Origin of the sequence: Roseomonas chloroacetimidivorans (genome assembly GCF_049629625.1) — a bacterium.
Taxonomy (GTDB): Bacteria; Pseudomonadota; Alphaproteobacteria; order Acetobacterales; family Acetobacteraceae; genus Roseomonas; species Roseomonas chloroacetimidivorans.
The window spans coordinates 13158-40104 of record NZ_JBNBZS010000009.1; the positions used below are offsets into that span (position 1 = coordinate 13158).

Sequence of the window (26947 nt, forward strand, 5' to 3'; positions counted from 1 at the left end):
GCCCGGCCACGGCCTGCTCCAATTTCGGCCTCCAGGCCCCGGCCGCCCAGTTCCACGTGCCTGGCCCGCGTGGCATGGGCGGCAGGTGACATGGCGTGACGGCCATGCCCGGCCCCGGTGGTTTGGCGCCACAGGGCCAGGCGGGGTAGTCTCCGCCCGAACGGGATGACCATGGACCACGCCACGCACACAAAGACGCCCAATCCGCCCCACCGGGCCGACCCGACCCGGATCGAGCGGCTCTGCATCGAGCGCGGGCTGAAAATGACCGGCCAACGCCGGCTGATCGCACGCGTCCTCTCCGAGGCGGAGGACCATCCGGATGTCGAGGAGCTCTACCGTCGTGCCATTGCCCTCGACAGCAAGGTCTCCATCGCCACCGTCTACCGGACCGTCCGCCTGCTGGAAGAGAAGGGTATCCTGGAGCGCCGCGATTTCGGCGGCGGCCGGTCGCGCTACGACCCGGCCGATCGCGGCCAGCACCATCACCTGATCGACGTGGATACCGGCACCGTCATCGAATTTGAGGACGAGGAGCATGAGCGCCTCGTCCGCTCCATCGCCGCGCGCTACGGCTTCACCTTGGTGCAGCAACGACTGGAACTGTTCGGGAAGAAGATCCCGACCGCGCCTGAAGCCGAGACGCGGCGTCGCGCCGGCACGAAAAAGGACCTGGAATGATTCATCCGGGCTCCGGCTTCGAGGAACTGCGCAACGGCAGCTTGGGCGTCCGGCTCGCGGAAACCGCGGCGGAGGTCGAGGCTGCCCAGGCGCTACGCTGGCGCGTCTTCTACGAGGAGATGGGCGCCCATCCCGATGCCGACACCGCCGCCTCGCGGCTGGATGCCGACATCTATGACCCCGTGGCCGACCACCTGCTGGTACTCGACCACGACCGGGGCAAAGGCGCGCGCGCCGTGGTCGGCACCTACCGCCTAATCCGTCGCCCCGCGGCCGAGCGGGTCGGGCGCTTCTATTCGGCCTCAGAATACGACCTCACGCCCATCCTCGGAATGGAGGGCGGGCTGCTGGAGTTGGGGCGTTCTTGTGTGGACGAGGGCTATCGCACCCGCGGCACGCTTCAGCTTCTGTGGCAGGGCATCGCGGCCTATGTCTTCCAGCACCGGATTGCGCTGATGTTCGGCTGCGCCTCCCTGCCCGGTACCGACCCGGACGCGCTGGCGGAACCGCTGACCTATCTCCACGCCAATCATTTGGCCCCGCCCAGGCTGCGTCCGCGCGCCTTGCCTGAACTCTACGTGCCAATGAACCGGATGGATCCGGCCATGATTGACGCGAAGCGCGTGCTGGCCGATCTGCCGCCGCTCGTGAAGGGCTATCTGCGCCTCGGCGGCTTTGTCGGGGAAGGCGCGGTGGTGGACCGTCAGTTCAATACCACCGATGTCTGCGTGGTGGTTAAGACCGATCAGGTAACTGCCAAATACTACAAGCATTATGAGCGGAAGCTGGCGCCGCATTCAGAAGAGACGCGCTGACGCGACTGGATCCGGCCAGGCAAGGCTGGCCAGGGTGAAGTCGAGAAAGGCCCGCACCTTGGCGAGCTGCAGACGCGGGCAAGGAGGATAGGCATAGGGCGGGTAGCGCTTCTCCGCCCAGCCCGGCGAGCAGGAGCACGACCTGCGCACGAAAGCACTGTCCTTCTTCCGTGAGCGTCACTCCGCGCGGCGTGCGGTCCAGCAGGCACACCCCGACCGGGCCTCAAGCCGGGCCACCGCCCGACTACGAGCGGCTGGGCACCTTCGACCACCTGGTCTTCATTGGCAGGAGGAGTCTGCACCTCACTGGGCTTGCCGATACGGATGTGGCGGGGGTGTGGGCAAGCCGTCACGCCGGTGTCACCCTCCTGCCATGGACGTGTCCAGGCCCAGCGGCTAACCCGGCATCATGGACTCCGCCCTCCGCGATCCGGCCGAGGCCCTGGCCCCGCCGAGCCGCCTCCGTCGCCGCACTCCACTCCGCTTCCGCCGCGCCGTACCCGGCGGGCGCCTGTTCGACGTCATGGGTGACCGTCCCTTCGGCGGGCGGTTCCGGGCCGTGCGGCGCCTGTTCTTCGCGACCCTCTGGACGCTGATCGCGATGCCGATCCAGGCGGTGCTGCTGTTCCTGCCTGGCCGGGGCAAGATCGTCTTCGCCCGTATCTACTGGCGCGTGGTCTGCTTCCTGATCGGCATGCGAATCCGGGTGGTGGGGGAACGCCGGACCGCGCCGCGTACCCTCTACCTGGCCAACCACTCCTCCTGGCTCGACATCGCCGTGCTGGGCGCCACGCTGGAAGCCGCCTTCGTCTCAAAGGCCGAAGTCGGAGGCTGGCCGGTGATCGGCATCGTGGCGCGGCTCGGCCGCACCATCTTCGTCTCCCGCGCACGCGGTCGCACGGGCAACGAGGCCAAGGAGATGCGCGACCGGCTGGCCAAGGGCGACTCCCTCATCCTCTTCCCCGAGGGCACCAGCTCCGACGGCACACGCGTCCTGCCCTTCCGTTCCTCCTTCCTGGCAGTGGCGGATGCGGCCGAAGCCATCCGGCCGGTTTCGGTGGCCTATGATCGGCTCGGTGGGCTGCCGGCCTGCCGGCGGGATCGGCCGGTCTTTGCCTGGTACGGGGAAATGTCCATCGCCCCCCATGCCTGGCGCCTGCTGCGCCATGCCGGGCTGCGCGCCACTATCCTGCTGCATGACGCGGTGGAGCCGTCGACCATCCCGAACCGCAAGATCCTCTCCGCCGCCGCGGAGGCGACGGTGGCCGAGGGCGCGTCCACGCTGCGCCAGAACCGCGAGCCCACCCCGCTGGCCATCCGGCCGGCTCTGCCCGAGTGACGGGCCGCTTGACGGAAATCACCATCCTCCGCATCGTTCCGCAGATGGACGCGCTGCCCTCGTCGCGTGCGCTGCTGATCTCGGGCTTTTCTTGACCTGGAAGGCCCCGCGCCGCACATCCCCCCGGCCCGAAGCCGCCCGCACCGGACGGGGCTTCGGAACGAGAGGATCTTTCTCCGCATGAGCAGCTCCACCGGCACCATCATGGCCGGCCCGGCCCCGACCGAGGGGGCCCCGAAGGCCACGCGCAAGCTCCTGATCCGCACCTGGGGCTGCCAGATGAATGTCTATGACAGCGGGCGGATGGCCGACCTCCTCGCGCCGCTCGGCTATGCGCCGACGGAACGCCCGGAGGAGGCCGACATGGTCATCCTCAACACCTGCCATATCCGGGAAAAGGCGAGCGAGAAGGTTTTCTCCGATCTCGGCCGGCTGCGCGAGACGAAGAAGGAGCGCGCGGCGGAAGGCCGCGAGACCATCATCGCCGTCGCCGGCTGCGTCGCCCAGGCCGAGGGCGCGGAAATCACCGCCCGCGCTCCCTGGGTGGACATCGTGCTCGGCCCCCAGACCTATCACCGTCTGCCGGAGATGGTGGCCCGCGCCAGCCGCGCCGCCGGCGCCGTGATCGAGACGGACTTCCCCGCCGAGGACAAGTTCGACCACTTGCCCGAGGCACGCGGCCCGCAGGGCCCCATCGCCTTCCTCACGATCCAGGAAGGCTGCGACAAGTTCTGCTCCTTCTGCGTGGTCCCCTATACGCGCGGGGCCGAGTTCTCCCGCCCCGCCGCCGCGATCATCGCGGAGGCCCGCCAGCTTGCCGCGAATGGCGCGCGGGAGATCGCGCTGCTCGGCCAGAACGTGAATGCCTGGGCGGGCGCGGCCCCGACGACCACGTCACCCGGCGGCCACACCTGGCGCCTCGCGCGGTTGTTGCGGGAACTGGCCGAAATCCCCGGCGTTGCCCGTTTGCGCTACACGACGAGCCACCCGCGCGACATGGATGACGAGCTCATCGCCGCCCACGGGGAAATCCCGTCCCTGATGCCGTATCTGCACCTCCCCGTGCAGTCCGGCTCGGACAAGGTGCTGGCCGCGATGAACCGGGGCCACAAGGCCGATCTGTATTTCCGCATCGCAGACCGGCTGCGGGAGGCCCGCCCGGATCTGGCGCTCACCTCCGACTTCATCGTCGGCCATCCCGGCGAAACCCCGGCCGATTTCGACGCCACGATGAGGCTGGTGGAGCGGGTCGGCTTCGCCGGTGCCTATTCTTTCAAATACTCGGCCCGGCCGGGCACCCCCGCCGCCGCCCAGCCCTTTGTGGTGGCAGAGGAGGAGAAGGACAGCCGGCTTCAGACCCTCCAGGCGCTGCTCCGGCAGCAGCAGGATGATTTCAACCGCGCCTGCGTCGGGCGCACCGTCGATGTCCTCGTCACCGGCACCGGGCGGCACCCCGGGCAGGTGGCGGGCCGCAGCCCGTGGCTCCAGCCGGTCCATGCGTCCGGCGCAGCCCCGATTGGTGCGGTGGTTCCGATGCAATTACGGGCCGCCCACCCCAATTCTCTCTCCGCCACCATGCTCCAAGAGGAGTCCGCTGCCGCTTGACCCAAATCGCCGCCACGACCGGGGGGATTACCCTTCGGACCGATCCCCGCGCCCCCGGTCTCCGTGACGTGGCGCGATCGGCCTTTGCGCCCCAGGCGCAGGGCCGGGACAGCCAGCGGACCGTCACCCTCAGCTTCGACGACAACGCCCTGTTGCCGATGCTGTACGGGGAGCACGACCGCCACTTGTCACGGATCGAGCAGCGATTGGGCGTGCGGATCGCCTCGCGGGGCAACCGGGTAACGATCAGCGGCGGCGCCGAGGGCGCGGGATTGGCGGAATCGGTCCTGCGGTCCCTTTGGCAGCGGCTGGAACGAGGAGACGCAACAGGCATGGCCGAGGTTGAAGCCGCGCTGCGCATGGCGGATGGCCCCGCGGAAGATCCACGTCTGCCGCTCGCCGACATGCCGGCGATCCGCACGCGCAAGGGCGCCATTGCGCCCCGCTCGCGTACCCAGGCCGCCTATATGGACATGCTCCAGAGCCAGGAGATGGTTTTCGGCGTCGGCCCCGCCGGCACCGGCAAGACCTATCTCGCCGTTGCTCAGGGCGTGGCCCTGCTAATGGCCGGGCGTGTGGATCGCATCATTCTCTCCCGCCCCGCGGTCGAGGCTGGCGAGCGGCTGGGCTTCCTGCCCGGCGACATGAAGGAGAAGGTCGATCCCTATCTCCGCCCGCTCTACGACGCGCTGCACGACATGATGCCGGCTGACCAGGTGGCACGCCGTCTCGTCTCCGGCGAGATCGAGATCGCGCCGTTGGCCTTCATGCGCGGCCGCACCCTGGCCCATGCTTTCGCCATCCTGGACGAGGCGCAGAATACCACCCCGGCGCAGATGAAGATGTTCCTCACCCGCATGGGCGAGGGCACGCGCATGGTCGTCACCGGCGATCCTACCCAGGTGGACCTGCCCCCCGGCCAGAAATCGGGCTTGGTGGAGGCCCTCTCCATCCTCGACGGGGTAGAGGGTATCGGCATCACGCGCTTTGCCGAAGCGGATGTGGTAAGGCATCCTCTGGTCGGACGGATCGTCTCGGCCTATGGCCGCGCCGAGGCCCAGGGTCGCCCCGAAGCGACCGAAGGCCGCAGCCCGCGTGGACGGATGAGGGAGTAGAGCCGAAGTGGGCAGTCGCCCGCCCGGCGGCGATGCCGCCGGGCCGAATAAGGAGCCCCCGGGTCCAGAGCCCGGTTGGAGTTGTGATATCGACGTGGTGCTGGAGGACCCCGCCTGGCGGTCCGCCGTGCCGCGGGTCGAGGAAGTGGCGCGCCGTGCCGCGGCGGCCGCCTTCGAGGAAGCCGGGGTCGAGGGTGCCGTGACGGTGCTCCTGACCAATGATCTTCAGGTGAAGCGCCTGAATGGCGAGCATCGCGGCAAGGTAAAACCGACCAACGTGCTCTCCTTCCCGCCCCTTCATCCCGGAATGCCCGGCGATGTGGCATTGGCGTTGGGCACGGTCCGGCGCGAGGCCCGCGCGGCGGGGCGCAGCGTGATGGCGCACCTGTCCCATCTTGTTGCCCATGGGGTTCTGCACCTGACGGGGCATGACCACCTGCGCGCCGGCGAAGCGCGACGGATGGAGCGGGCGGAGGCGCGGATCATGCGCCGCCTCGCCCTGCCCAACCCGTGGAGGGGCGTGGCATGAGCGAGCGTCATGGCCACGGGCCCGATCGCACCAGCATTTTCTGGAAGTTCCAGGGTCTGCTCCGCCGGCGTGAGGCCGAGAGCGTCCGCGATCAGGTGGAAGCCTTGGTCGAGGGGGAGGGTGACGAGGGCGCCGAGCCCGAGGCAGATGCGCTGGACGCCAATGAACGCGTCATCCTTGGCAATGTCCTGAAGCTTCGGAACAAAACCGCGGTGGATGTGATGGTTCCCCGCGCCGACATCATCGGCATGCCCTGTGACCTGACGCTGGACGAGGCCATTCGCCTGATCCAGCGGGAAGGCCATAGCCGCTTCCCCGTCTATAATGGGGATCTCGACGACATCCGGGGCATGATCCACATCAAGGATGTCTTCGCCGCGGTGGGACGGGACGAAGAGCCCTTCTCCATCGAGGCGATCCTCCGCCCCTTGCTCTTCGTCGTGCCGCAAGTGCCCGTGCTGGACCTGTTGCTGCAGATGCGGGAGGGCCGGACCCACATGGCCCTGGTCGTGGACGAGTATGGCGGCATTGACGGCCTTGTCACGATCGAGGACCTCGTCGAGACCATCGTCGGCGACATCTCCGATGAGCATGACGAGGAGGCGGCGCCGCAAGTGACAGAGCGCCCCGATGGCAGCCTGGACCTCGACGCCCGGATGAAGATCGAGGATTTCGAGGCCCGGATGGGCGCGGTGCTGACCTCCGAGGAGCGCAATCAGGACATCGACACGGTGGGCGGCCTCGTCTTTACCCTGGCCGGGCGCGTGCCCGCGCGAGGGGAACTGGTCTCCCATTCCTCGGGCCTGGAATTCCGCGTGCTGGAGGCCGATCCACGGCGCATCCGGCGTCTGCGGGTGCGCCGCCCCGCATCCTCTTCAGCCGAGGCACCCGAGGCCGGTGCTTCCCAGGCCGCGGAGTAGCCTTCACCCGACATGCAGCGCCTGATCCGGTATCTGGAAACGCGCACCGGCTGGCGCGCGCTGGCTGCGGCCTTCGGGCTGGGGGCGCTCTCCGCCCTGGCCATGCCACCTGTCCATGCCATCCCCGTCCTGCTGATCGCCCTGCCTGGGCTGCTGCTTCTGCTGGGCAGGGCGGGCGGCTGGCGTCGCGCGGCCATGCTCGGCTGGGCCTTCGGCTGGGGTCACCACATCGTCGGCCTCTATTGGATCACCCACTCCATCCTGACAGAGGCCGACCGCCTCTGGTGGTTCGTGCCGCTGGCCGTGCCGCTGCTGGCGATCTGGATGGGCATCTACAGCATCATCCCGGCGGTCCTGGCCTGGCGGGCGACGCCAGGCTGGCCGCGCGTGCTGGTGCTGGCCGGCGGCTGGGTGCTGGCGGAGTTCGTCCGCGGCTGGGCCTTCACCGGCTTTCCCTGGAACCTCATGGGCAGCGTCTGGGCCTTCGCGGCCCTGCCGGTCCAGGGCGCCGCCTGGATCGGGGTGCACGGGCTGTCTCTGGCAACGGTTCTGCTGGCCTGCACGCCGCTACTGGGGCGCCGGGCCATGGCCGGCGGCCTCGTGATGCTGCTCGCCTTCGCGGGCTTCGGCTACGCCCGGCTCCAGCCCGCCGGGCCGGCCCCGCTGCCCGTCACCCTGGTGTTGGTGCAGGGCAATGTGGCGCAGGATGTGAAGTGGCGGGAGGACGCGCGCTGGCCGATCTTCCGCCGCTACCTGGAGCTGAGCCGAGAGGGGGCCCAGGCGGCCGCCCGCGAGGCCCCGGGCACGCGCCCCGTCATCATCTGGCCGGAGACGGCCAGCCCCTTCCTGTTGGCGGACGACCCGGAGGCGCGCCGTATTGCCGCCACCGCCTTGCCGTCTGATGGCCTGTTGCTGGCCGGTACGGTGCGCGCCGAGTGGGGCCCGGACCGGCGGGCGACCAAGCTGTTCAACAGCCTTGTCGCCATAGGACCGGATGCGGCGATCGCCGGCATTTACGACAAGTCGCATCTCGTGCCCTTCGGCGAGTACATGCCGCTCTCCGGCTGGCTGCCGATCCGGGTCATCCGTGGCGGGGTGGATTTCGGCGCCGGTCCGGGCCCCGTGGCGATGTCCCTGCCCGGACTGCCCTCGGCTTCCCCCCTGATCTGCTACGAGGTGATCTTCCCCGGCGCGGTGGTGGGTGACGAGAGACCGGGATGGCTGCTGAACATCACCAACGATGCCTGGTTCGGCATCTCGGCCGGCCCCTATCAGCACCTCGCCGCCGCCCGGCTCCGCGCTGTCGAGGAGGGATTGCCCCTGGCGCGGGCGGCACAGACCGGGATCTCCGCCACTTTTGATTCGCGAGGGCGAGAGATCGCGCGTCTTGCTCTGGGCGAAACCGGCTTCGCCCTCTCTCCTCTGCCTGTGGCCGGCGAGCCTACACCGTTCTCGCGGCTTGGCCTTGCCATTCCGGCCTTCCTGACGGTGCTCTGCCTGCTTGCTGGGCTGGCGGGAACCGCGAAAAGCCGGACCATCCCGAGGCCGTAACGGCCAGCAGAATCGTCCATTTAATTAGAATTCTCGAAAGAGTTGACAAATCCTTAGCGGGTGCCCAATCTCTCCCTATACCGAAGCAGGGTTCCATGAGGCCACGGCCCCGCCCGTCGGCATGGTGTGCAGGATGTGCGCCACCCCCCTGCCCCGTTGGAGGAAGGAGCGGCGCCGATGTCGAGCGACGAGGCGCTTGAGCGCACTGAGAAACCCGAGCACCGGCCGAGCCCGATCGACGTGCATGTCGGCAGCCGCGTCCGGCTCCGTCGCACTCTTCTGGGGATGAGCCAGGAGAAGCTGGGAGAGGCACTCGGCCTCACCTTCCAGCAGGTGCAGAAGTATGAACGCGGAGTTAACCGGATCGGCGCAAGCCGCCTGTTCGATCTGGCCCGCGTCCTGGATGTCCCCATCGGCTTCTTCTTCGATGACATGCCGGACAGCATGGGCGGGGTGGCCTCCGGCTATCGTAGCCGGCTCGCCGGCTTTGCCGAGACACAGGAAGGGTTCGAGGACGACACGCTGCATAAGCGCGAGACGCTGGAACTGGTGCGGGCCTATTACCGCATCACCGAGCCAGCAGTGCGCAAGCGTGTTTTCGACCTGATCAAGAGCCTCGCCCCAACGGACTGACCTGGAAAGGCCTCAGCCCGAGGATCATGGACGGGGTTCCCCTATGGGTGGGAGCCTGCCCAGGGGATCAGGCCCGGAGCTGAGGATTGTCGAAAACGGGACTGCGATAGTTTCGCAGTGCCTGCGTGAGGGCACGGGCCAGGTCAGCCTTTTCAAGCTCGGGCAGGAAGCACCCGATCTCCGTGGAATGACCCCGCGCCGCCAGCCGCAACTCGCTCACCCGCCCAGGGCGGGGACTGAGCCGCACGCTGGCCCAATAGGCATCGAACTCCTCCGATCGACGGCGCCCCCGGCGATCCGTCCGGTCTACCCGAAGCCGGCCATCGGCCAGAGTGATGCGTTCCGCGATGCGGCCCGACCAGCGGCGATGGGCGCGCAACAGGCCGAGCATCAGCACGACCTCCCCGCCCATGAACCCGGCCACTGGCCAGGCTCCAAGGGCCCAGAACAGGGTTGTCAGCATGCCAGAGCCGAACAGCACCAGCCCCGCGATCACACGAAGTCCGGTGGACGTGCCGGACTGGTGCGGCGTGGCCAGCGCCTCGAAGAGGGGAGCCTCGGCGGGCGTCATCGGTCGAGTTTAGCGTGTTTGCCATCCGACTTCCTCCGGAAAGCAATGTGGGGCTATTGACGGGATCGTGACCCGCCCCGCCCCGCGCAAAGCGCCCCTGCACGGCACGGCCCAGCAGCCCCGCCGTGCCCGCCGCATGTCGGCCGCCCAGGCCGCCGACTTCATTCGCGCCCTGGCCGAAGCTAACCCAACACCCAAGCCGGAGTTGGAATACCGGGATCCCTTCACCCTGCTGGTGGCCGTGGTGCTCTCCGCCCAGACCACCGACCTCGCGGTGAACAAGGCCACAGCCACCCTCTTCGCCGAAGCGCCGGACCCGGCTTCCATGGCCGCGCTGGGCCCTGAGGGCATTGCCCGCCATATTCGCCGGCTGGGTCTCTGGCAGGCCAAGGCGAAGAACGTCGCCGCCCTGTCCCAGCAGTTGATCGAGCGCCATGGCGGCGAGGTGCCGCGCGAGCGCGAGGCGCTGGAGGCGCTGCCGGGCGTGGGCCGCAAGACCGCCAATGTCGTGCTGAACGTCGCCTTTGGCGAGAATGCGATGGCGGTGGACACCCATATTTTCCGCATCGGCAATCGCACCGGCCTGGCTCCCGGCGACACGCCCCGCGAGGTTGAGGACGGCCTGGTGAAGCGGTGCCCGCCCGAGTTGCTGCGCGACGCCCATCACTGGCTGATCCTGCACGGACGCTATGTGTGCAAGGCGCGGCGGCCGGAATGCTGGCACTGCGTGGCGCGGGCGCATTGCAATTACCGCGACAAGGTGGCGGGGCCGACGGCGGGAACAGGGCCGGTTCCGGCGGAGATGGAATGAAAAGGCTCCGGGAAAGAGTTTCTTCTTCCTTCGCGACATCACGCCAGAACAGCTCCAATCCGGATACGGTAACATTGGCGCAGCTGTGGTGACGCTCCCATCTTCCGGGCCTGCGCGGCGTCCGACAGGGGGAGCACATGCTCGATCTCGACCGTTACAAGCCCTTCTTCGGCTATGCCGCCGGCACGACCGGTGGCCAGGGCGGGCCGGTGGTGCGCTGTGCCACCGGAGATGCGGTGCGGGCGGCGCTGGAGGCAAAGGGCAACGCGCCGCTGACGATCTTCATCACCGACACCATAACCGGGGCCAATAGCCAGGCGCCGCAGATCGACATTTCCGGCGTCCGCGACCTGACAATCATGGGGGACGGCCAGCACCTGGACGCCACCAATGTCGGCATCCGCATCAACAAGGGGTCGGAGAACATCATCCTCTTCAACCTGAAGATCGGGCGGATCGAGGAAGGACAGAAGGACGCGGTTGGCATCGAGGGCGACTGCAAGAACATCGTCCTCCTCCATTGCGACCTGTACGGCGATATGGGTGCCGACAAGGATTATTATGACGGGCTGATGGACACGAAGCGTGGGGCGGAACGGATCGCCGCCGTGCTCTGCAAGTTCCATGACCACCACAAGGCCTGCCTCAACGGCGCCAGCGACCGGGACGAGGGAAGCCGCCGCATCACCTTCGCCTATTCCTGGTTCGACAAGCTCGGATCCCGCTGCCCCTCCGTCCGTTTCGGCGAGGCCCATGTTGCGGGCTGCCTGCTGACGGATGTCGAAAGCAGCGGGGTGAACTGCCGCATGGGTGCACAGGTGCTGATCGAGGGCACCACCTTCGAACGGGTGCATGATCCCGTGGCCGCACTGGACAGCCGGGAGCCCGGCTTCTGGAACCTTGTGGACAGCCAGGCGATCGATTGCAGCTGGGGCAAGGCCAAGGCCCGGGAACGGTTGGCGACGGACTGGCGCTCGACCACGGATTTCCGCCCGTCCTACCGGATGCCCATGCTGCCGCGCGCCCAGGCGGCGGCCTTTGTCCGGGCCAATGCCGGGCTGCTGCCGCCCGGCAAGGTGATCACCATGCCCGGCACCACCACGACCCGGGAAGTGCCACCGCCCGCTGATGGGGAGCCGGCCCCGGCACCCCGTATCAGGCCGGCGGCAGGCCCGGCCTCCATTACAAACTCGCTGGGAATGCTGGCGCTGGGCGCCACTTTCCTCGCGGCCATGCGCGTTCGGCGCCGGATCCCCGCACGCCCCAGGGGCCGGTAACGCCGCAGGCGCTCAACCGTGTTCCGAAGCCGCAGGCCCACCGCCTGCGGCAACCACCTTCGCGCGCAGCATCTCGACGGCCTGGATAATCTCCTGTGCCGGGCTGTTGAGGTCGGATGGCTCGTGCTGCCCCTGGACGCGCTGCGTGACAGCGCGAACCCGTCGCTCGGCGTCCTTGTACTCGTCCTTGTCGCGATATTCCGTGGGCGCGCTACGGACCACGGCCAGCGCCTCCTGCATCGCACGGAGCAGATCCTGGCGGGCGCCCCTCTCTTCTTTCCGTCCTTCAGTGGCAGTCCGGACATCAGGGCGGCCGGCAGCACGGCGTAGATTGTCCTCGATCCCCTGAAGCCGGCGGCCATAGGTGGCGAGGTCGGGCACTGCCGCCGAAGTGCTGGCGGGCGCGGCGCCGCTCGGGGTGGCCTGGATCGCGTCACGGGCCTGGAGCAGAACTGGAACAGCCACCGGCACTGCAGCCAGAAGCACCGCTGCCATCATCATGCCACGCATCGCCAAATCTCCCGACTGCGAGACGCTGCGAACGTCTGGCGCGAGGACGGGGTTGCCGTGCGGAGATGCCGGGGGCGCTTCCGCCCCCGGCAGGATGGAATATCAGGCCGTGCGGTCGGCCATGGCCGGCGAGGCATTCGCCAGTGCCGCCTGCGCCGCTGCCAGCCGTGCCACCGGCACGCGGTAGGGCGAGCAGGACACGTAATCCAGCCCCGCCGTCTCGCAGAACTGGATGGAGGCAGGGTCGCCGCCATGCTCGCCGCAGATGCCGAGCTTCAGGCCGGGCTTGGTGGCCCGTCCCTTCTCCACCGCGATCCGCACCAGCGCGCCCACGCCCTCCACGTCGATCGAAACGAAGGGGTCCTTCGGCAGGATGCCCTTCTCGACATAGAAGGGCAGGAACTTGCCGGCATCGTCACGCGACAGGCCGAAGGTGGTCTGCGTCAGGTCGTTGGTGCCGAAGGAGAAGAAGTCGGCCGTCTCCGCGATCTTGTCGGCCGTCAGGGCCGCGCGCGGCAATTCGATCATGGTGCCGACCATGTATTCGATGGTCATGCCGGCCTCGGCGAAAACTTCCTTGGCCACCTTGTCGATCTGCGCGTGGCTGATCTCCAGCTCCTTCCTGGTCGCGACCAGCGGAACCATGATCTCCGGCACCGGCGCCTTGCCGGCCTCCTTCGCCACGATCACCGCCGCCTCGAAGATGGCGCGCGCCTGCATCTCCGCGATCTCGGGGAAGGTCATGGCCAGGCGGCAGCCGCGATGGCCGAGCATCGGATTGGCTTCCGACAGATCCGCCGCCCGGCGCTTCATGGTGGCAAGATCAGCCCCCAGGCTCTCCGCCACCTCCGCCAGCTCTTCTTCCTTATGGGGCAGGAATTCGTGCAGGGGCGGGTCGAGCAGGCGGATCGTGACGGGCAGGCCCGCCATGATGCGGAACAGCTTCACAAAGTCGTCGCGCTGGAAGGGCAGCAGCTTGGCCAGCGCGTCCCGGCGTCCGCCTTCGGTCTCGCTCATGATCATCTGGCGCACGGCGCTGATGCGCTCGGGGTCGAAGAACATGTGCTCGGTGCGGCAGAGGCCGATGCCCTCTGCGCCGAACTTGCGCGCCGTGTCGGCATCCAGCGGCGTCTCCGCATTGGCGCGCACGCGCAGGCGACGCACCTCGTCGGCCCAGGCCATCAGCGTCTCGAAATCGCCGGAGAGCTTCGGCTCCACCATGGCAACGGTGCCGGCGAAGACCTCGCCCGTCGCGCCGTCCAGGGTGATGGTTTCGCCCGCCTGCACCGTCACGCCGCCAGCCGAGAGGGCCTGGGCCGCATAGTCCACCACGACGCCGCCAGCACCGGCCACGCAGGGCCGGCCCATGCCGCGCGCCACCACCGCCGCGTGGCTGGTCATGCCGCCACGAGTGGTGAGGATGCCGCGGGCCGCGTGCATGCCGTGGATGTCCTCGGGCGAGGTCTCGATGCGCACGAGGATGACGCTCTCGCCCTTCTGGGCCCGCGCCTCCGCCTCGTCGGCATTGAACACCACCACGCCGCAGGCAGCACCCGGGGAGGCCGGCAGCCCGCGCGTGAGCAGCTTGCGCGGCGCGTTCGGATCCAGCGTCGGGTGCAGAAGCTGGTCGAGCGAGCCGGGATTTACGCGGCGCACGGCCTCGGCGTGGTCGATCAGGCCCTCATTCGCCATGTCCACGGCGATCTTCAGCGAAGCGGCCGCCGTGCGCTTCCCGTTGCGGGTCTGTAGCATGTAGAGCTTGTTGCGCTGGACCGTGAACTCGATGTCCTGCATGTCCGCATAGTGGCGCTCGAGCGTCTCGCGCACCTTAACCAGCTCGGCATAAGCCTCGGGCATGGCCTCTTCCATGCTGTGCTCGCCGGGCTTGGCGCGGGCCTTGGACATGGGCTGCGGCGTTCGGATGCCGGCCACCACATCCTCGCCCTGCGCGTTGATCAGGTATTCGCCGTAGAAGACGTTCTCGCCGGTCGACGGGTCGCGGGTGAAGCAGACGCCGGTGGCGCAATCATCGCCCATATTTCCGAAGACCATGGCCTGCACGTTCACCGCCGTGCCCCAGTCCACGGGAATGTCGTGCAGCCGCCGATAGGTGATGGCGCGCTGATTCATCCAGGAACCGAACACGGCGCCGATCGCGCCCCAGAGCTGCGCCCAGGGGTCCATCGGGAAGTCCGCGCCGGTCACCTGACGCACCATGTCCTTGTAGGCGGCAGCGACCTGCTGCCAGTCCTGGGCCGTGAGCTGGGTGTCCTCGATCACGCCCTTCGCCAGCTTGGCGTCGTCGATGATCTCCTCGAAGCGGTGATGATCCACCCCGAGCACCACCGAGCCGTACATCTGGATGAAACGGCGGTAGCTGTCCCAGGCGAAGCGGTCGTCGCCGGAGGCCTTGGCCAGGCCCTGCACGGTGGTGTCGTTCAGGCCCAGGTTTAGCACCGTGTCCATCATGCCGGGCATGGAGACGCGGGCGCCGGAACGCACGGAGACGAGCAGCGGGTTGTTCGCGTCGCCGAACCTCGCGCCGACCGCCTCCTCCACCCGGGCCAGCGCCGCCTTCACCTGGCCGTCCAGATCCGCGGGGTACTGCCCCTTATTCTCGGTGAAATAGGTGCAGACCTCGGTTGTGATGGTAAAGCCGGGGGGCACGGGCAGGCCGATGGAAGCCATTTCCGCCAGGTTGGCACCCTTGCCACCCAGCAGGTTGCGCATATCGGCTCGGCCGTCGTTCCGTCCGGCGCCGAACCCGTAGACCCAGCTCGTCATGACCTGTTCCTCAGCCTTCTATGCGCGCGATATCGGCCAGCTCATCCATGGCGCCCCGAAGCAGCGCCAGCAGGCCAAGCCGATTCTCGCGCAGTTCCCTATCCGGGTCATTCACCGTGACCCGATCGAAGAAGGCATCCACCGGAGCGCGGAGCGGCGCAAGAGCGCCCATCGCAGCTGCGAAGTCCTCACGACCAAGTGCTGACTGCACGGCCGGGCGGGCGGCCTCCAGCGCTGCGGCGAGGGCCTTCTCCTCCGGCGCGCGGAGCAGCTCGGGCCGGATAGCCGGCGCATAGCTCCGCCCATCCTTCTTTTCCTCGATTCGCAGGATGTTCGAGGCCCGGCGATAGGCGGCCAGGAGATCCGCCCCCGCCTCGGTGGCGAGGAAGTCACGCAGCGCATCCGCGCGGGCGAGGAGGCGGTTCAGGTCGTCATCACCCGAGGTCCCGAAGGCCGCGGCCACGAGATCGTGACGCAGGCCCTCCGCCCGCATCTGCACGCGCAGGCGCTCGGCCAGGAATTCCACCACCCCCTGGGCGAAGGCGGCGACCATGGGCGGGTGCATCGAATCGGCGGGCGGCTTCCAACCGGCATTCATCCGTTCGGTGGCCACCGCCATGCCGAATTCCGGCGTGGCCGTCGTGCCCTGGGCCATGGGATAGCCAAAGAAGGCTTCCGCCACCGCGTCGGCCAGCGGCAGGCGCAGTCCGTTCTCACGCACGATACGGATAATGCCGAGCGCGGCGCGGCGCAGCGCATAGGGATCGCCCGATCCGGTCGGGCGCTCGTCCGCCGCGAAGAAACCGGCGAGCTGGTCCAGCTTGTCGGCCAGCGCCACCGTCACCGCGACCGGCTCGGAGGGCACGGCGTCGCCCGGGCCGAGCGGCCGGTAATGCGCGCCGATCGCCTCCGCCACGCGCGAGTCCTCGCCCGCGTGCAGCGCGTAGTAGCGGCCCATCACGCCCTGCAGTTCCGGGAACTCGCCCACCATGCCCGAGGCGAGGTCCGCCTTCGCCAGGCGCGCGGCGCGGGCGGCCAGATCCGGATCGGCGCCCACCATCGGCGCGATATGGCGCGCCAGGCGCTCCAGCCGGCGCACGCGGTCGCCCTGTGTGCCGAGCTTTGCGTGGAACACAACAGAATCGAGTTTTGGCAGGAAGCTTTCCAGCTTCTGCTTGCGGTCCAGGTCCCAGAAGAAGCGCGCGTCGGAAAGGCGGGCGCGCAGCACGCGCTCATTGCCGCCGATAATGGCCGTGCCGCCATCCTTCGCCGCGATGTTCGCCACCAGCGCGAAACGGGCAGCGGCCCGGCCATCAGGGTGGCGCAACGCGAAATAGCGCTGGTTCACCCGCATGGTCGTCCGCATCAGCTCGGGCGGCAGATCCATGAAGGCGTCGTCGATGCGGCCCAGCAGCGGCACGGGCCATTCCACCAGCCCTGCCACCTCGGCCAGCAGGCCGCGGTCGGGCACGACTTCCAGCCCTTCGGCGGCGGCGAGCGCGGCGATGCCGGACTCGATCATCCGCTCGCGCTCGGCGGCATCGGGAATGACGGATCGCTCGCGCAGGCCGGACTCATAAGCGGCCACGGAGGTGACAGCGAAAGCGCCTGGAGACTGGATGCGATGGCCCTCGGTGAGATCACCGGAACGCAGCCCATGGGCGTCGTCGCCCTCGGCCAGCGCGAAGGGCACCACGGCACCATCGAGCAGGCAGAGGATGCGCTGCATCGGCCGCACCCAGATCAGGTCGGAGGTGCCCCAGCGCATGGACTTCGGCCAGGGAAAGCGGCGGATCAGGCCGGGAATGGCCTCCGCCAGCACCTCGGCGCTGGAACGCGCGGGGTTCTGCAGGCGCAGCAGGAAGGAAGCACCGGACTTTTCCGCGCGGGCGATGATGGTCAGCCCGCCGCCCTCATAGACCGGAGCATCGGAGGCGCCGGTCGCGGCGCGCATGGCGGCAATGGCGGCTTCCGGCAGCGCAAATTTGCGGGCGAAACCCTCCAGCGCCTTCTCCGGCGCACCCAGGCGAGGGCCCTTCTCCTCGCGCTCGCTCGCCGGGGTGGCGGCAGGGAGGTCGGCGACCAGGGCAATGCGGCGGGGGCCATGGAGGGTACGAACGCCCTGCAGCAAAAGGCCGGCGGGCTTCAGCACCTCGCCCAGCAACCGCGCGAGGTCCTCGGCGGCGCGGGCCTGCATGCGGGCCGGAATTTCCTCGGAGAGGATCTCGAGAAGGAGCTCGGCCATCACACCGTCTCCCCGGCCAGCCAGCCTTCGCAGCATCGCTTCGCCAGCGCGCGCACGCGGCCGATATAGGCGGCGCGCTCCGTCACGCTGATGGCGCCGCGGGCATCCAGCAGGTTGAAGGTGTGGCTGGCCTTGATGCACTGGTCATAGGCCGGCAGCGGCAGGTTGGCATCGCAGAGCGCGTTGCACTCCTCCTCCGCCTCCGCGAAATGCCGGAACAGCACGGCCACGTTGGCGTGCTCGAAGGAATAGGCGCTGAACTCGCGCTCGTTCCGCAGAAACACGTCGCCATAGGTCAGACCGGTGGAATTGAAGGCCAGGTCGTACACGTTCTCGACGCCTTGGATATACATGGCCAGGCGCTCAAGCCCGTAGGTCAACTCGCAGGAGGGAACGGCGCAGGGAATGCCGCCGACCTGCTGGAAATAGGTGAACTGCGTCACCTCCATCCCGTCGCACCAGACCTCCCAGCCCAGGCCCCAGGCACCCAGTGTCGGGCTCTCCCAGTCATCCTCCACGAAGCGGATGTCGTGCAGCATCGGGTCGATGCCGATGGCCTTGTAGCTCTCGATCAGCAGGGACTGCGGGTCGGGCGGGCTTGGCTTCAGGATCACCTGGTACTGGTAATAGGCGCCCAGGCGGTTCGGGTTCTCGCCATAGCGCCCGTCGGAGGGGCGGCGGCTGGGCTGCACATAGGCGGCCCGCCAGGGCTTCGGCCCCAGGGCGCGCAGGGTGGTCGCCGGATGAAAGGTCCCCGCGCCCATCTCCATGTCATAGGGCTGCAGGATTGCGCAGCCCTGCTTCGACCAGAAGGCGTGGAGCGCCAGGATCATGTCCTGGAACGGAAGCGGGGTGGTGGTCATTCGGGCAGGGTCATCCGAGTGGGCGCGGTATTCCGTAGCCGGCCGGTATAGGGCCCGCCGCCGAAACCCCGCAAGGAAGGCCCCCTGCCCGGGTCGAAAAGGCCGGGGAGACAAAATTCTCCCCGGCCCCTTATTGATTATTCGCGTCGGACAGCGCGCCTCAGCGGGTGGAGGGCTGATTCTGACCTTGCTGCGCCTGGGCCCGCGCGTCGCGGCGCTCGGCCTGATGCCGGCGATGGACGCCGACGGCACAGCCCGCCGCAGCGCCGGCCACGGCATGGCCGCTGCCCACGAAATGGCCGGCGGCGGCACCGACTGCCCCACCCTTGATGCAGCCGCCCTCCTTCGCGCTGGCGGGCAGGGCGGCGAGGCTCAGGCCAGCGGCGAGAGCCAAGGCCGGGATAAGGGCAAAACGCACGGTATGGACCTCCTGAATTCCTGGATCAGCCCAACGCGCCAGCTCCATCCATCGGTGCATTAAACCTGGGACATGGACCGTCAGAGCCGAACAGCCAGCAGCCGCATGGCATTGGCGGTCACCAGCACCGTGGCACCCGTATCCGCCAAGATGGCCGGCCAGAGCCCGGTGACGCCGAGAATCGTCGTCACCAGGAACACCGCCTTCAGCCCCAGCGCGATGGCGATGTTCTGATGAATATTGGCCATGGTCCGGCGGGACAGTTCCACCATCCGCGACAGGTCCAGCATCCGGCCATGCAGCACGGCGGCATTCGCTGTCTCCAGCGCCACATCGGTGCCGCCGCCCATGGCGATGCCGATATCAGCGGCGGCCAGCGCCGGGGCGTCGTTGATGCCATCGCCCACCTTGGCGACACGCCGGCCCTGGCCCTGCATCTCGCGCACGATGCGTTGCTTGTCCTCGGGCAAGAGCTCCGCCCGCACGGGCAGGCCAAGCGCGGCGCCGATCGCCTCGGCGGTGCGGCGGTTATCGCCGGTCAGCATGACCGGCCGCACCCCGGCACGCTTCAGCGCATCCAGCCCGGCCCTGGCATCGGTGCGCGGCTCGTCTCGCATGGCGATCAGCCCGGCCAGCCGGTCATCAGCCAGGAGAACAGAGACCGACTTGCCTTCCTCGTTCAGCGCGGCGATGCGCGCTTGCCAGTCCGGCGGGATGGTCGCGCGCATGGAGGCGGCGACGGGCGATGCGAGGAAGAGGCTTTCGCCGTTCACACGCCCTACCACGCCTTTGCCGCCCAGGGCCGCTGCTCCGGAAACCGGCGGCACGGCGATCCGGTCGGCCTCGGCCCGCGCCAGGATGGCCAGGGCCAGCGGATGACTGGATCCTGCCTCCAGCGCGGCGGCGCGGGCGAGCAGCGCGCTTGCGTCGCCTTCGGCCGGGATTAGATCGGTCACGCGGGGGCGGCCCTCGGTCAGGGTGCCCGTCTTGTCGAGGGCGATGGCATCGATCCGGCCCAGCGCCTCCAGCACCGCGCCACCTTTCATCAGCAGCCCTCGCCGGGCGCCGGCCGAAAGCCCCGCCGCGATCGCCGCCGGGGTGGAGATGACCAGCGCGCAAGGGCAGCCAATCAGCAGGATGGCGAGACCCTTATAAACCCATTCGGCCCAGCCCCCGCCAAGGAACAGGGGCGGCGCCACCGCTACCAGCGCGCCCACGGCCAGCACGGCCGGGGTGTAGTAGCGGGAGAAGCGGTCGATGAAGCGCTCGGTCGGCGCCTTGCTCTCCTGCGCCTCTTCCACCAGCCGCACCACGCGGGCGATGGTGTTGTCTTCCGCCGCGGCGGTCACGCGCAGGCGCAGCACGCCGTCGCCATTCACCGTGCCGGCGAAGACCCGCTCACCCACGCCCTTGTGCTTCGGCGTGCTCTCGCCGGTCACCGGCGCCTCGTCGATGGCGCTCTCGCCGTCCAGGATCTCGCCATCAGCGGCGATCCTGTCACCGGGGCGGACCAGGATGGTGTTACCCACCGCCAGGCTCCCGGCCGGCACCGGCTCGGTCCGGCCGTCGCGCTCCAGCAGGGCGGTGGCGGGAAGCAGGGTGGTCAGGGCCTGGATGCTGGCGCGGGCGCGGGTGGCGGCCACCCCCTCCAGCAACTCGCCAACAAGGAAGAGCAGCACGACCATCGCCGCCTCCTCTGTCGCGCCGATGATGGTGGCGCCCAGCGCGGCGATCACCATTAGCATCTCGATGGAAAAGGGCGTGCCGAAGCGCGCGGCGACGAAGGCGCGGCGGGCGATCGGCACCAGCCCGACCAGCATGGCGGCGGTGAAGGCCCAGGGCCCGACCCACGGCACCACCTGCCCCAGCCCGTAGGCCACGGCCAGGGCGGCGGCGCAGGCGATGGTCAGCACCCCGCGCGGCGAGCGCCACCAGGGGCCGGATGAGGGGCCGTGATCGTGAAGATGCCCGTGCAGCCCGGCTTCCGGTCCGGCCCTTCCGTCCTTCGCATGGTGGTGGCCAGGTGTCCCGTGGTCATGGCCCGCATGGTCCTGCAGCCCGGGATCGGGATGGCAGCATCCCCCGCAGGCATGACTTCCCGCGCTCGCGGAGCCACCCCCGACCTCTCTCGGCGGGAGCGGTGCGGCTGTGTAGCCGCCGAGGAGCCCGATCTGCCGCAGCACGGCCTTCTCCAGCTCGGGCGTGGAATCATGGCGCACTGTCATCGTTCCGGCGGCCACGGAAACCGCGACATCCTCCACCCCCGGCACGCGCCGCACCGCGTTGGTGATCCGGGTGGCACAGCCTGCGCAATCCATTCCATCGACGCGGTAGCGGGTGGTGGTCAGGGTCTCGGCCATGGAGCGGCTCCTTGGAAGCGGCGCCCTGCGGCTCTACATCCTCCAGCCACTCGAGGATCAAGCGGGAATTCCCCATGGACCTGCCCATCGGTGGCCTGTCGCGCCAGACCGGCGTGAAGGTGCCGACCATCCGCTACTATGAGGAGATCGGCCTTCTTCCGGCCGCGCCCCGCACCGAAAGCAACCGGCGTCTCTATGGCGAGGACGCGGTTCGACGGTTGCGCTTCATCCGCCATGCCCGCGAGTTGGGCTTCGAGGTGGAGGCGATCCGTCAGCTTCTCGCCCTGGCCGACCAGCCCGATCGCCCCTGTGCCGAGGTGGACGGCATAGCCCGCGCGCATCTGGCCGAGATCGATGACCGCATCGCCCGTCTGACCGCCCTGCGCGGGGAGATCCGGCGGATGACCGAGGAGTGCGCGCATGGCCGTGTCGGCGACTGCCGGGTGATCCAGGTGCTGGCGGACCACGATATCTGTGGCCATCCACATCGCTGAAATCCAACACCGGACGGTCTGGCATCCCAGGAAACCGATTGGTGATTCGACACCCCGGCCAGAAGCAGCGGTAACCTTCGCCCATGCTACATGTGAATCACTGCGGCCAATCCAGCGGAATGGCGGCCTCACCAGACAGGCCAGATCCCTTGCCGCTCACCCGGCCTTTCGCGGCCGGGTCCACCTTCCAACCGACCGCGCGCGACCGCCTCGGTTCCGGCGCTCTGCTGGTGTCACGCTGAGCCATGGCATTCTGGAAGCGTCTTTTCGGCGGCCGGAGCCAGGCGCCACAGGCGACGGAGCCACCGCCCTACCCCGATGTCCTGTCCACGCCCCCGCCGGAAGTGAAGCCGCTTCCACCTGAGGTGCTGCCCACGCCACCCGCAGCGGAGGAGCCTTCGCCGGCAGCCGAGGAGCCCACGGCCTCGCCCCCCTCCCCCAATGCAGTGCCCGCCGCCTTCTCGACCGAAGAGCCGCCCGCGGCCGCACAAGCCGTTGCGACCGAGCATCAACCTGAGGCCGAGCCGCCACCGGCTCCGGCGACATCTGAGGCGAAAGTGCCTCTCGAGGAGCCGCCTGCGCCGGCACCAGCCATTGCCGCCACCGCCGAGGAGCCTCCTGCCCCTGATCCTGAGGTCGAGCCTCCACTCGCCCCAGCCGCAGCCGCAGCCGCAGCCGCAGCCGAGGCGGAAGCACCGCATGAGGAAGCCACAGCCCAGCCCGTTCCGCCGGCGGACGCCAGCACGGAGAGCCAGCCGAAGTGGGTCGCTCCTCCGGAGCTGGTCCCGGTCCTGAAGCCATTCGGGAAAAAGCCGATCACCGAAAAGCAGCTCAGGTTGCTCGCCTCGGTCGGCTTCGACGCCACCGGCTGGACTGCGGAACAGGCCCACATCACGCAGGCCGCCCGAGCCTATTTCGACGCCCTGTTCACCGAGCGAGGCAGGCCGCCGGGGCGCTACAAGGAATCCCGGCTTTTCTGCATGAAAGAGCTACTGGCGGACCAATCCCTGTATGCCGAGCTCACGGCCTGGCTGCAGAGTGAACAGAAGCGTGACAGCGCCGGCCCACGGCAGGTTTATCCGGGCAGCCTCCACGACGCGGCGGTGCGCGCCTGGGAAAAGGCCGCGGCGCGCAGCCCCTAGCGATTTCAGCGTGAGCCGGACAACCGGACGGGCATGTTGTCGAGCAGGCGCACATCGCCCAACCGTGCAGCGGCGAGCAGCCGGGCCTCGCCGCCCTGCGCGGCCGGCCAGGGGCGAAGCGTCGCAGGCTCGACCAAGGCAAGGTAATCCGGCGCGAAGCCGGCCCGGCGCAGCCCAGCGGCGGCGGCGTCCAGGGTTTCCCCCGGTTCCGCCCCCTCCGCCATGGCGGCGATCGCCTCATTCATGGTCCGTGCCAGCAGGGGCGCGAGCGCCCGCTCCCCCGGGGTGAGGCGCTGGTTGCGGGAGGAGAAGGCCAGGCCATCCGGTTCCCGCACCGTGGGATGACCGATGATCCGCACGCGCATGTCCAGATCCGCCACCATGCGGCGGACCACCTGCAACTGCTGCCAGTCCTTCTCCCCGAACACCGCCAGGTCGGCGCCAGTCTGGTTGAACAGCTTGGAGCAGACCGTGGCGACCCCGCGGAAATGCCCCGGCCGGGCCGCGCCCTCGAAACCCTCGGAGGGACCGGCCACCTCGACCACCGTGGCGGCACCAGCGGGGTACATGACCTCTACCGGCGGCATCCAGACCAGGTCGCAGCCGACGCCGCGCAGCTTCTCCAGGTCGCCAGCCTCATCGCGGGGATAGCGCGACAGGTCCTCGTTCGGGCCGAATTGCAGCGGGTTGACGAAGATGGAGACGGCCACGGCGGCCTTGGCGCCTCCAGCTTGGCGCCGCGCCTCCTCCACCAGGGCCAGATGGCCGCGATGAAGGGCGCCCATGGTCGGCACGAAGCCGAGCGGCCGTCCTTCAGCCCGCAGCCTGGCCGTGACCTCCCGCAGCTCTCCCAGATCGCGGATGACCCGCATGGCTCGTTCCCCTTGTGACGGCCGCAGGCATGGCCGAGCGAGACGCCTTGGGCAAGGCAGCACAGCCTCCGTCCTGCCATGCTGCCGCCGCTTGCGCGCCACGCGGCTTCGCGCAATCTCCGGCCCATGACCGTCTCGAAACGCGACCTCTGGGCCGCCCTGGCCGTTGGCGCCGCCATCGCGCTCATGGTGACCTATCGCCACCTGCAGGTGGAGCCGCGGGAGATGGGGGCGCTCTGCCTCGATCTCTCCCAGGCGCCCTTCGCCTGCCAGCCACGCGCGGCGCTGCTCTGGCTGCAGCATTGGCAGCTCTGGGGCGCAGGGGCCGTGGTGCTGGGAATCTGGGCCTTTATTGGCGCGCCGTTCTGGGTGCGGGCGGCGGCCTTGGCGCTGGGCGTGATCGCGGTGCTGAACTTCAACGCCACCTGGGGAATGATTGGCGCCGCGCTCGGCGGTTGGGCCTGGGTGGAGGCTGCTGCCCGCAAGTCCGCGCAGCCGCGCCGGGGCTGATGGCCGCCACCCCGCGCCAGGCAGCCTGGCGCATGGTGGAGGGCGGATTGGAACTGCGGGTGAAGGCCCAGCCGCGCGCCCGCCGCCCCGGGCTGCAGGGCCTGGTGGATTCGACCGATGGCCTGCGCGTGAAGGTTGCGGTGCCCGAGGTGCCGGAGGATGGCCGCGCAAACCGCGCGATCTGCGCATTGCTGGCCGAGGCGCTATCCGTCGCACCTTCCCGCGCGGCGGTCACGCAGGGCACGACCTCACGGGAAAAAACGGTGCTGATCGCAGGCGATGCCGTAGCCCTGGCGGCACGGCTGACGGCGATCCTGACCTGATCCCCGGCACACACTGAAGCGCCGGCCCTTCACCCGCATTGCGGATGTCGAACCGGCGCCCCTCGCCCCTGGTGGATCGCCCGAGGCGTTAAATAACGCTTCAGACCGCCATGCGGTTGAGCTTGCCCTCGGCCAGAAGGGTCAGCTTTTTGTCGGTGGCCTTCTCCTCTGCCAACGTCTCCTCCAGCACCGAAGCACAGTCGCTGCGGCCGAGCTGCCGGGCGAAGGCAACGAGGGTGCCGTAACGGGTGATCTCGTAATGTTCCACCGCCTGGGCGGAGGCGAGCATAGCGGCGTCGAGGACCTCCTTGTCCTCCACATCGCCCATCACCTCTTCGGCTTCCTCCAGGATACCGTCCATCGCGGCGCAGGTGACGCCCTTCACGGGCTCGCCGTGCATCTGGAAGACCTTCTCCAGCCGCGTGATCTGGTTACGCGTCTCCTGCAGGTGCAGTTCGAAACTCTGCTTCAGCTGCGGGTCCGTCGCCTTGTCGATCATCTTCGGCAGGGCCTTCGTGATCCGGTTCTCGGCGTAGTAGGCGTCCTGCAGCATATGGACGAAGAGGTCGTCCAGCGTCTTGATCGGCTTCGAGAAGAGGCCCATGGGGGTCGCCTTCCTGCAAGGTTCTGGTTTTCTGGGAGGCAGCTTGGTCGGTGCCGCTCCCTGAAAACGCCTCATGCCGCGCCTCCGTTGCGGCGCGTTCGGGCCGCCGCAGGCATGACCGCCGGCCGGTGGCGCAGTGGAGGGCCAGTGATCTCACGGCCTGCCGGCTGATCTCTGGCAGGCGCCCACCAACCGCGCGCGGTCGGGTGCTTCGCCCAGCGCCTGCGAGGATCAAACCCGCTGGCCTGCGCTCCCAGCTTGGCCCTGGGCGCCCGAAGCCGGCGCCCAGGCCGCCCGGCTGAAGGGCCGCACCCGCAGGAGCGGCGGCACGGCCAGCCCGATGGCACAGGCGCTCCAGCCCAGCGCCTGGATATTATGCGGTCCCTCCATGATCGCGCTCGCGACAGCGCAGGACAGCAGCACCCCGCCGGTCAGCCATTCCGCCCAGGTGCCGCCCTGGCGCGGCAGATCGCGCAGCAGGGCGCGGGCGATCACCGCCACCAGCGGCACGGCGAAGGTCGGGAAGGGGAAGTCGCGGTATCGCGGATCAAAGAGCAGCATCATCTGCAGCACAGCCGCCGTAAAGGTGAAGAGGAAGAGCAGATCCTCGAAGGCGAAGGCGCGCCAGTCGCGCCAGCGGAAACGGCCGCGGAAGATGGAACGGATATTGGCGCTGGCCTGGGCGCCGTTCCGCACAGGCTCCACCGGATCACCGGAAAGCCGCGCGCCGACACGGCGCAGCAACAGCGCGGCCAGCAGCGCCTGCCCCACAAAATTCACAACGAAGGCGAGCTTCAGGTGCTCGTCGAAGGCGTAGGGCCAGCCGCCACAGAAGGCATAGGCCAGCGCATTGCCCAGCGCGGCCGAGAGCAGCGCCAGCTTCCAGCGCGCCGCCTTGGGCCAGGCGCGCGCGACCGCCGCGAACATCAGGCCACCCAGCGCCAGCGCGGCGCCCGCATACCAGGCCCACCATGGATTCTCCCGCACGGGGCCAGACAGATTGAATTTCGGCTGGCGATCTGCGGTCCAGAGCCCCCAGGCGGCACCAACCGTGCCCTCGTTGCGGTATTTCCAGACCTGATCGAAGGCCTCGATGAAGTTGTAATCGAAGCCCTCCTCCTTCGAGAGCTGGATGAAACGGCGCAGGAACACCGCCTGATCCACGCGGGAGGGAACGGCGCCCTCACGCCAGCGACCGGCGCTGGGCCAGCCGATCTCCCCGATGGCAATGGGCTTGTCGGGGAACATCGCCTTCATGCGGCGATAAACCTCGCGCGTGTGCTGCATCGCGACATCCACACCCAGCGGCTCGTCTTCCCAATAAGGCAGGATGTGGATGGTGATGATGTCCACATGCTTCGCCAGCTCGGGAAACTGGGCCCAGAACTCCCAGACATCGGCATAGGTGACGGGCTGGCGCACGGCGGCCTTCACGCGGTCGATCTGCCGGGCCAGTTCCTCCACCGGCAGGTCGCGGCGCAGCAGCACCTCATTGCCCACCACCACGCGCTCCACCGTATCCGGATAGGTGTTCGCCGTGTGGATCAGGGCGGCGATCTCGCGGTCGTTCTGGCGAAGGTCGCGGCCAAGCCAGGCGCCCTTCCAGATTTTCACCCCGTGGCGCTGGGCGATGGCGGCTGTCTCGTAATCTCCCTCGATGCTCGCATAGCTGCGGATGGCGCGCACCCGGGGGGCGATCAGGGTGATGTCCTCCTCCACCTGCTTCGCCGTCGGGAAGATGTCACGCAGCGGGCTCTGGCCTTCCCGGAAGGGGGCGAAGGACACGCTGTTGAAGCGGTCGGCCAGCATCGGCACGTCCCCGGCCTGCTGGCGGTTTGGGAACCACCACAGCAAGATCGTCACAAGCGCGGCGAGTAGCAGCGCGGAGGCGGTCAGGGGACGAGGAGCGGGCATGCCACCGGGTGTAGCGATGCCTCGCGGCTCACGAAAGGCGGCGCGCGCCGCATTCGCGCCG

26 protein-coding genes and 1 pseudogene are annotated in these 26947 nt (G+C 68.8%); 15 read left to right on the forward strand and 12 right to left on the reverse strand.

Features of this window, described 5'->3' with window-relative positions; genetic code table 11:
• The first annotated feature begins 171 nt into the window (after positions 1-171).
• Both ACO1BU_RS07360 and ACO1BU_RS07365 read left to right on the forward strand, forming a co-directional pair.
• Positions 172-681 carry a Fur family transcriptional regulator gene (locus ACO1BU_RS07360; protein WP_424135268.1) on the forward strand — a complete coding sequence of 170 codons (510 nt, stop codon included), beginning with the start codon at positions 172-174 and terminating at the stop codon, positions 679-681.
• The gene (locus tag ACO1BU_RS07365; protein ID WP_424135269.1) at positions 678-1496 is read left to right on the forward strand and encodes a GNAT family N-acetyltransferase; all 819 of its coding nucleotides are present in this window, start codon (positions 678-680) and stop codon (positions 1494-1496) included. Before ACO1BU_RS07360 ends, ACO1BU_RS07365 begins: the two co-directional genes overlap by 4 nt.
• Here ACO1BU_RS07365 and ACO1BU_RS07370 read toward each other — a convergent pair.
• Positions 1479-1646: a hypothetical protein gene (locus ACO1BU_RS07370; protein ID WP_424135270.1), complete on the reverse strand. Its 168-nt coding sequence runs from the start codon at positions 1644-1646 to the stop codon at positions 1479-1481. The genes ACO1BU_RS07365 and ACO1BU_RS07370 overlap by 18 nt on opposite strands.
• A gap of 259 nt (positions 1647-1905) precedes the next feature.
• On the opposite strand from ACO1BU_RS07370, the gene ACO1BU_RS07375 reads away from it, so the two are divergent.
• The 7 genes from ACO1BU_RS07375 (at position 1906) to ACO1BU_RS07405 (ending at position 9188) form a co-directional block, all read left to right on the forward strand.
• Positions 1906-2835, forward strand: a complete 930-nt coding sequence (locus ACO1BU_RS07375; RefSeq protein WP_424135271.1) for a lysophospholipid acyltransferase family protein — start codon at positions 1906-1908, stop codon at positions 2833-2835.
• Between the two features lie 180 nt (positions 2836-3015).
• Entirely contained in the window at positions 3016-4440 is a 1425-nt protein-coding gene (miaB, locus tag ACO1BU_RS07380; RefSeq protein WP_424135272.1) for a tRNA (N6-isopentenyl adenosine(37)-C2)-methylthiotransferase MiaB, read from the forward strand.
• 158 nt (positions 4441-4598) lie between these two features.
• Positions 4599-5555 (forward strand): PhoH family protein, encoded by a 957-nt coding sequence (locus ACO1BU_RS07385; protein ID WP_424135523.1) that lies wholly within the window; start codon positions 4599-4601, stop codon positions 5553-5555.
• A gap of 7 nt (positions 5556-5562) precedes the next feature.
• Positions 5563-6084 carry an rRNA maturation RNase YbeY gene (ybeY, locus tag ACO1BU_RS07390; protein ID WP_424135273.1) on the forward strand — a complete coding sequence of 174 codons (522 nt, stop codon included), beginning with the start codon at positions 5563-5565 and terminating at the stop codon, positions 6082-6084.
• A complete protein-coding gene (locus ACO1BU_RS07395) occupies positions 6081-7004 on the forward strand; it encodes a hemolysin family protein (protein WP_424135274.1) in 924 nt (307 codons plus the stop codon). The genes ybeY and ACO1BU_RS07395 overlap by 4 nt, the downstream gene beginning before the upstream one ends.
• A gap of 12 nt (positions 7005-7016) precedes the next feature.
• Positions 7017-8555 carry an apolipoprotein N-acyltransferase gene (gene lnt, locus ACO1BU_RS07400; RefSeq protein WP_424135275.1) on the forward strand — a complete coding sequence of 513 codons (1539 nt, stop codon included), beginning with the start codon at positions 7017-7019 and terminating at the stop codon, positions 8553-8555.
• Between the two features lie 177 nt (positions 8556-8732).
• Positions 8733-9188: a helix-turn-helix domain-containing protein gene (locus tag ACO1BU_RS07405; protein WP_424135276.1), complete on the forward strand. Its 456-nt coding sequence runs from the start codon at positions 8733-8735 to the stop codon at positions 9186-9188.
• Positions 9189-9255: 67 nt separating this feature from the next.
• Here ACO1BU_RS07405 and ACO1BU_RS07410 read toward each other — a convergent pair whose 3' ends face one another.
• Positions 9256-9759, reverse strand: coding sequence for a DUF2244 domain-containing protein (locus ACO1BU_RS07410; protein WP_424135277.1), 504 nt, complete (start codon positions 9757-9759; stop codon positions 9256-9258).
• Positions 9760-9895: 136 nt separating this feature from the next.
• On the opposite strand from ACO1BU_RS07410, the gene nth reads away from it, so the two are divergent.
• Together nth and ACO1BU_RS07420 are read left to right on the forward strand one after the other, a co-directional pair.
• Positions 9896-10570 (forward strand): endonuclease III, encoded by a 675-nt coding sequence (gene nth / locus ACO1BU_RS07415; protein ID WP_424135524.1) that lies wholly within the window; start codon positions 9896-9898, stop codon positions 10568-10570.
• A 137-nt stretch (positions 10571-10707) separates the two neighbouring features.
• Positions 10708-11847 carry a pectate lyase family protein gene (locus tag ACO1BU_RS07420; protein WP_424135278.1) on the forward strand — a complete coding sequence of 380 codons (1140 nt, stop codon included), beginning with the start codon at positions 10708-10710 and terminating at the stop codon, positions 11845-11847.
• Between the two features lie 12 nt (positions 11848-11859).
• Here the strand turns inward: ACO1BU_RS07420 and ACO1BU_RS07425 are convergent, their stop codons facing one another.
• The 7 genes and pseudogenes from ACO1BU_RS07425 to ACO1BU_RS07455 form a co-directional block, all read right to left on the reverse strand.
• Positions 11860-12357 (reverse strand): hypothetical protein, encoded by a 498-nt coding sequence (locus ACO1BU_RS07425; protein WP_424135279.1) that lies wholly within the window; start codon positions 12355-12357, stop codon positions 11860-11862.
• A gap of 102 nt (positions 12358-12459) precedes the next feature.
• A complete protein-coding gene (ppdK, locus tag ACO1BU_RS07430) occupies positions 12460-15141 on the reverse strand; it encodes a pyruvate, phosphate dikinase (RefSeq protein ID WP_424135280.1) in 2682 nt (893 codons plus the stop codon).
• 10 nt (positions 15142-15151) lie between these two features.
• Positions 15152-17386 carry a glycine--tRNA ligase subunit beta gene (gene glyS, locus ACO1BU_RS07435; protein ID WP_424135281.1) on the reverse strand — a complete coding sequence of 745 codons (2235 nt, stop codon included), beginning with the start codon at positions 17384-17386 and terminating at the stop codon, positions 15152-15154.
• Positions 17386-18249 (reverse strand): glycine--tRNA ligase subunit alpha, encoded by an 864-nt coding sequence (locus ACO1BU_RS07440; protein ID WP_424135282.1) that lies wholly within the window; start codon positions 18247-18249, stop codon positions 17386-17388. The genes glyS and ACO1BU_RS07440 overlap by 1 nt, the downstream gene beginning before the upstream one ends.
• A 160-nt stretch (positions 18250-18409) precedes the next feature.
• On the reverse strand, positions 18410-18667 hold the full coding sequence (locus tag ACO1BU_RS07445) for a hypothetical protein (RefSeq protein ID WP_424135283.1): 258 nt from the start codon (positions 18665-18667) through the stop codon (positions 18410-18412).
• 80 nt (positions 18668-18747) lie between these two features.
• Complete coding sequence (locus ACO1BU_RS07450) at positions 18748-20487, reverse strand: heavy metal translocating P-type ATPase (RefSeq protein ID WP_424135525.1); 1740 nt, start codon at positions 20485-20487, stop codon at positions 18748-18750.
• Positions 20488-20847: 360 nt separating this feature from the next.
• Positions 20848-21027 (reverse strand): annotated as a pseudogene (locus ACO1BU_RS07455) (heavy-metal-associated domain-containing protein); the annotation flags it as partial.
• Positions 21028-21101: 74 nt separating this feature from the next.
• On the opposite strand from ACO1BU_RS07455, the gene ACO1BU_RS07460 reads away from it, so the two are divergent.
• Together ACO1BU_RS07460 and ACO1BU_RS07465 are read left to right on the forward strand one after the other, a co-directional pair.
• Complete coding sequence (locus ACO1BU_RS07460; RefSeq protein WP_424135284.1) at positions 21102-21521, forward strand: MerR family transcriptional regulator; 420 nt, start codon at positions 21102-21104, stop codon at positions 21519-21521.
• A gap of 245 nt (positions 21522-21766) precedes the next feature.
• Positions 21767-22663 carry a hypothetical protein gene (locus ACO1BU_RS07465; RefSeq protein WP_424135285.1) on the forward strand — a complete coding sequence of 299 codons (897 nt, stop codon included), beginning with the start codon at positions 21767-21769 and terminating at the stop codon, positions 22661-22663.
• A gap of 5 nt (positions 22664-22668) precedes the next feature.
• Here ACO1BU_RS07465 and panC read toward each other — a convergent pair whose 3' ends face one another.
• A complete protein-coding gene (panC, locus tag ACO1BU_RS07470) occupies positions 22669-23535 on the reverse strand; it encodes a pantoate--beta-alanine ligase (RefSeq protein ID WP_424135286.1) in 867 nt (288 codons plus the stop codon).
• A gap of 126 nt (positions 23536-23661) precedes the next feature.
• Here panC and ACO1BU_RS07475 point away from each other — a divergent pair, with 126 nt between their 5' ends.
• Positions 23662-24045, forward strand: coding sequence for a hypothetical protein (locus tag ACO1BU_RS07475; RefSeq protein WP_424135287.1), 384 nt, complete (start codon positions 23662-23664; stop codon positions 24043-24045).
• Entirely contained in the window at positions 24045-24368 is a 324-nt protein-coding gene (locus tag ACO1BU_RS07480) for a DUF167 domain-containing protein (protein WP_424135288.1), read from the forward strand. Before ACO1BU_RS07475 ends, ACO1BU_RS07480 begins: the two co-directional genes overlap by 1 nt.
• Before the next feature lie 100 nt (positions 24369-24468).
• Here the strand turns inward: ACO1BU_RS07480 and ACO1BU_RS07485 are convergent, their stop codons facing one another.
• Positions 24469-24972 carry a YciE/YciF ferroxidase family protein gene (locus ACO1BU_RS07485; protein WP_424135289.1) on the reverse strand — a complete coding sequence of 168 codons (504 nt, stop codon included), beginning with the start codon at positions 24970-24972 and terminating at the stop codon, positions 24469-24471.
• Between the two features lie 231 nt (positions 24973-25203).
• Positions 25204-26886, reverse strand: a complete 1683-nt coding sequence (locus tag ACO1BU_RS07490) for a glycoside hydrolase family 17 protein (protein ID WP_424135290.1) — start codon at positions 26884-26886, stop codon at positions 25204-25206.
• Positions 26887-26947: the final 61 nt, after the last annotated feature.

Excerpts from the sequence above, each read along its gene's own strand:
- ACO1BU_RS07360 (WP_424135268.1), top strand. The coding sequence starts at position 172 with ATGGACCACGCCACGCACACAAAGACGCCCAATCCGCCCCACCGGGCC.
- ACO1BU_RS07365 (WP_424135269.1), top strand. The coding sequence starts at position 678 with ATGATTCATCCGGGCTCCGGCTTCGAGGAACTGCGCAACGGCAGCTTG.
- ACO1BU_RS07375 (WP_424135271.1), top strand. The coding sequence starts at position 1,906 with ATGGACTCCGCCCTCCGCGATCCGGCCGAGGCCCTGGCCCCGCCGAGC.
- miaB (WP_424135272.1), top strand. The coding sequence starts at position 3,016 with ATGAGCAGCTCCACCGGCACCATCATGGCCGGCCCGGCCCCGACCGAG.
- ACO1BU_RS07385 (WP_424135523.1), top strand. The coding sequence starts at position 4,599 with ATGCTGTACGGGGAGCACGACCGCCACTTGTCACGGATCGAGCAGCGA.
- ACO1BU_RS07395 (WP_424135274.1), top strand. The coding sequence starts at position 6,081 with ATGAGCGAGCGTCATGGCCACGGGCCCGATCGCACCAGCATTTTCTGG.
- lnt (WP_424135275.1), top strand. The coding sequence starts at position 7,017 with ATGCAGCGCCTGATCCGGTATCTGGAAACGCGCACCGGCTGGCGCGCG.
- ACO1BU_RS07405 (WP_424135276.1), top strand. The coding sequence starts at position 8,733 with ATGTCGAGCGACGAGGCGCTTGAGCGCACTGAGAAACCCGAGCACCGG.
- ACO1BU_RS07410 (WP_424135277.1), bottom strand. The coding sequence starts at position 9,759 with ATGACGCCCGCCGAGGCTCCCCTCTTCGAGGCGCTGGCCACGCCGCAC.
- nth (WP_424135524.1), top strand. The coding sequence starts at position 9,896 with ATGTCGGCCGCCCAGGCCGCCGACTTCATTCGCGCCCTGGCCGAAGCT.
- ACO1BU_RS07420 (WP_424135278.1), top strand. The coding sequence starts at position 10,708 with ATGCTCGATCTCGACCGTTACAAGCCCTTCTTCGGCTATGCCGCCGGC.
- ACO1BU_RS07425 (WP_424135279.1), bottom strand. The coding sequence starts at position 12,357 with ATGCGTGGCATGATGATGGCAGCGGTGCTTCTGGCTGCAGTGCCGGTG.
- ppdK (WP_424135280.1), bottom strand. The coding sequence starts at position 15,141 with ATGACGAGCTGGGTCTACGGGTTCGGCGCCGGACGGAACGACGGCCGA.
- glyS (WP_424135281.1), bottom strand. The coding sequence starts at position 17,386 with ATGGCCGAGCTCCTTCTCGAGATCCTCTCCGAGGAAATTCCGGCCCGC.
- ACO1BU_RS07440 (WP_424135282.1), bottom strand. The coding sequence starts at position 18,249 with ATGACCACCACCCCGCTTCCGTTCCAGGACATGATCCTGGCGCTCCAC.
- ACO1BU_RS07450 (WP_424135525.1), bottom strand. The coding sequence starts at position 20,487 with ATGCTGGTCGGGCTGGTGCCGATCGCCCGCCGCGCCTTCGTCGCCGCG.
- ACO1BU_RS07460 (WP_424135284.1), top strand. The coding sequence starts at position 21,102 with ATGGACCTGCCCATCGGTGGCCTGTCGCGCCAGACCGGCGTGAAGGTG.
- ACO1BU_RS07465 (WP_424135285.1), top strand. The coding sequence starts at position 21,767 with ATGGCATTCTGGAAGCGTCTTTTCGGCGGCCGGAGCCAGGCGCCACAG.
- panC (WP_424135286.1), bottom strand. The coding sequence starts at position 23,535 with ATGCGGGTCATCCGCGATCTGGGAGAGCTGCGGGAGGTCACGGCCAGG.
- ACO1BU_RS07475 (WP_424135287.1), top strand. The coding sequence starts at position 23,662 with ATGACCGTCTCGAAACGCGACCTCTGGGCCGCCCTGGCCGTTGGCGCC.
- ACO1BU_RS07480 (WP_424135288.1), top strand. The coding sequence starts at position 24,045 with ATGGCCGCCACCCCGCGCCAGGCAGCCTGGCGCATGGTGGAGGGCGGA.
- ACO1BU_RS07485 (WP_424135289.1), bottom strand. The coding sequence starts at position 24,972 with ATGGGCCTCTTCTCGAAGCCGATCAAGACGCTGGACGACCTCTTCGTC.
- ACO1BU_RS07490 (WP_424135290.1), bottom strand. The coding sequence starts at position 26,886 with ATGCCCGCTCCTCGTCCCCTGACCGCCTCCGCGCTGCTACTCGCCGCG.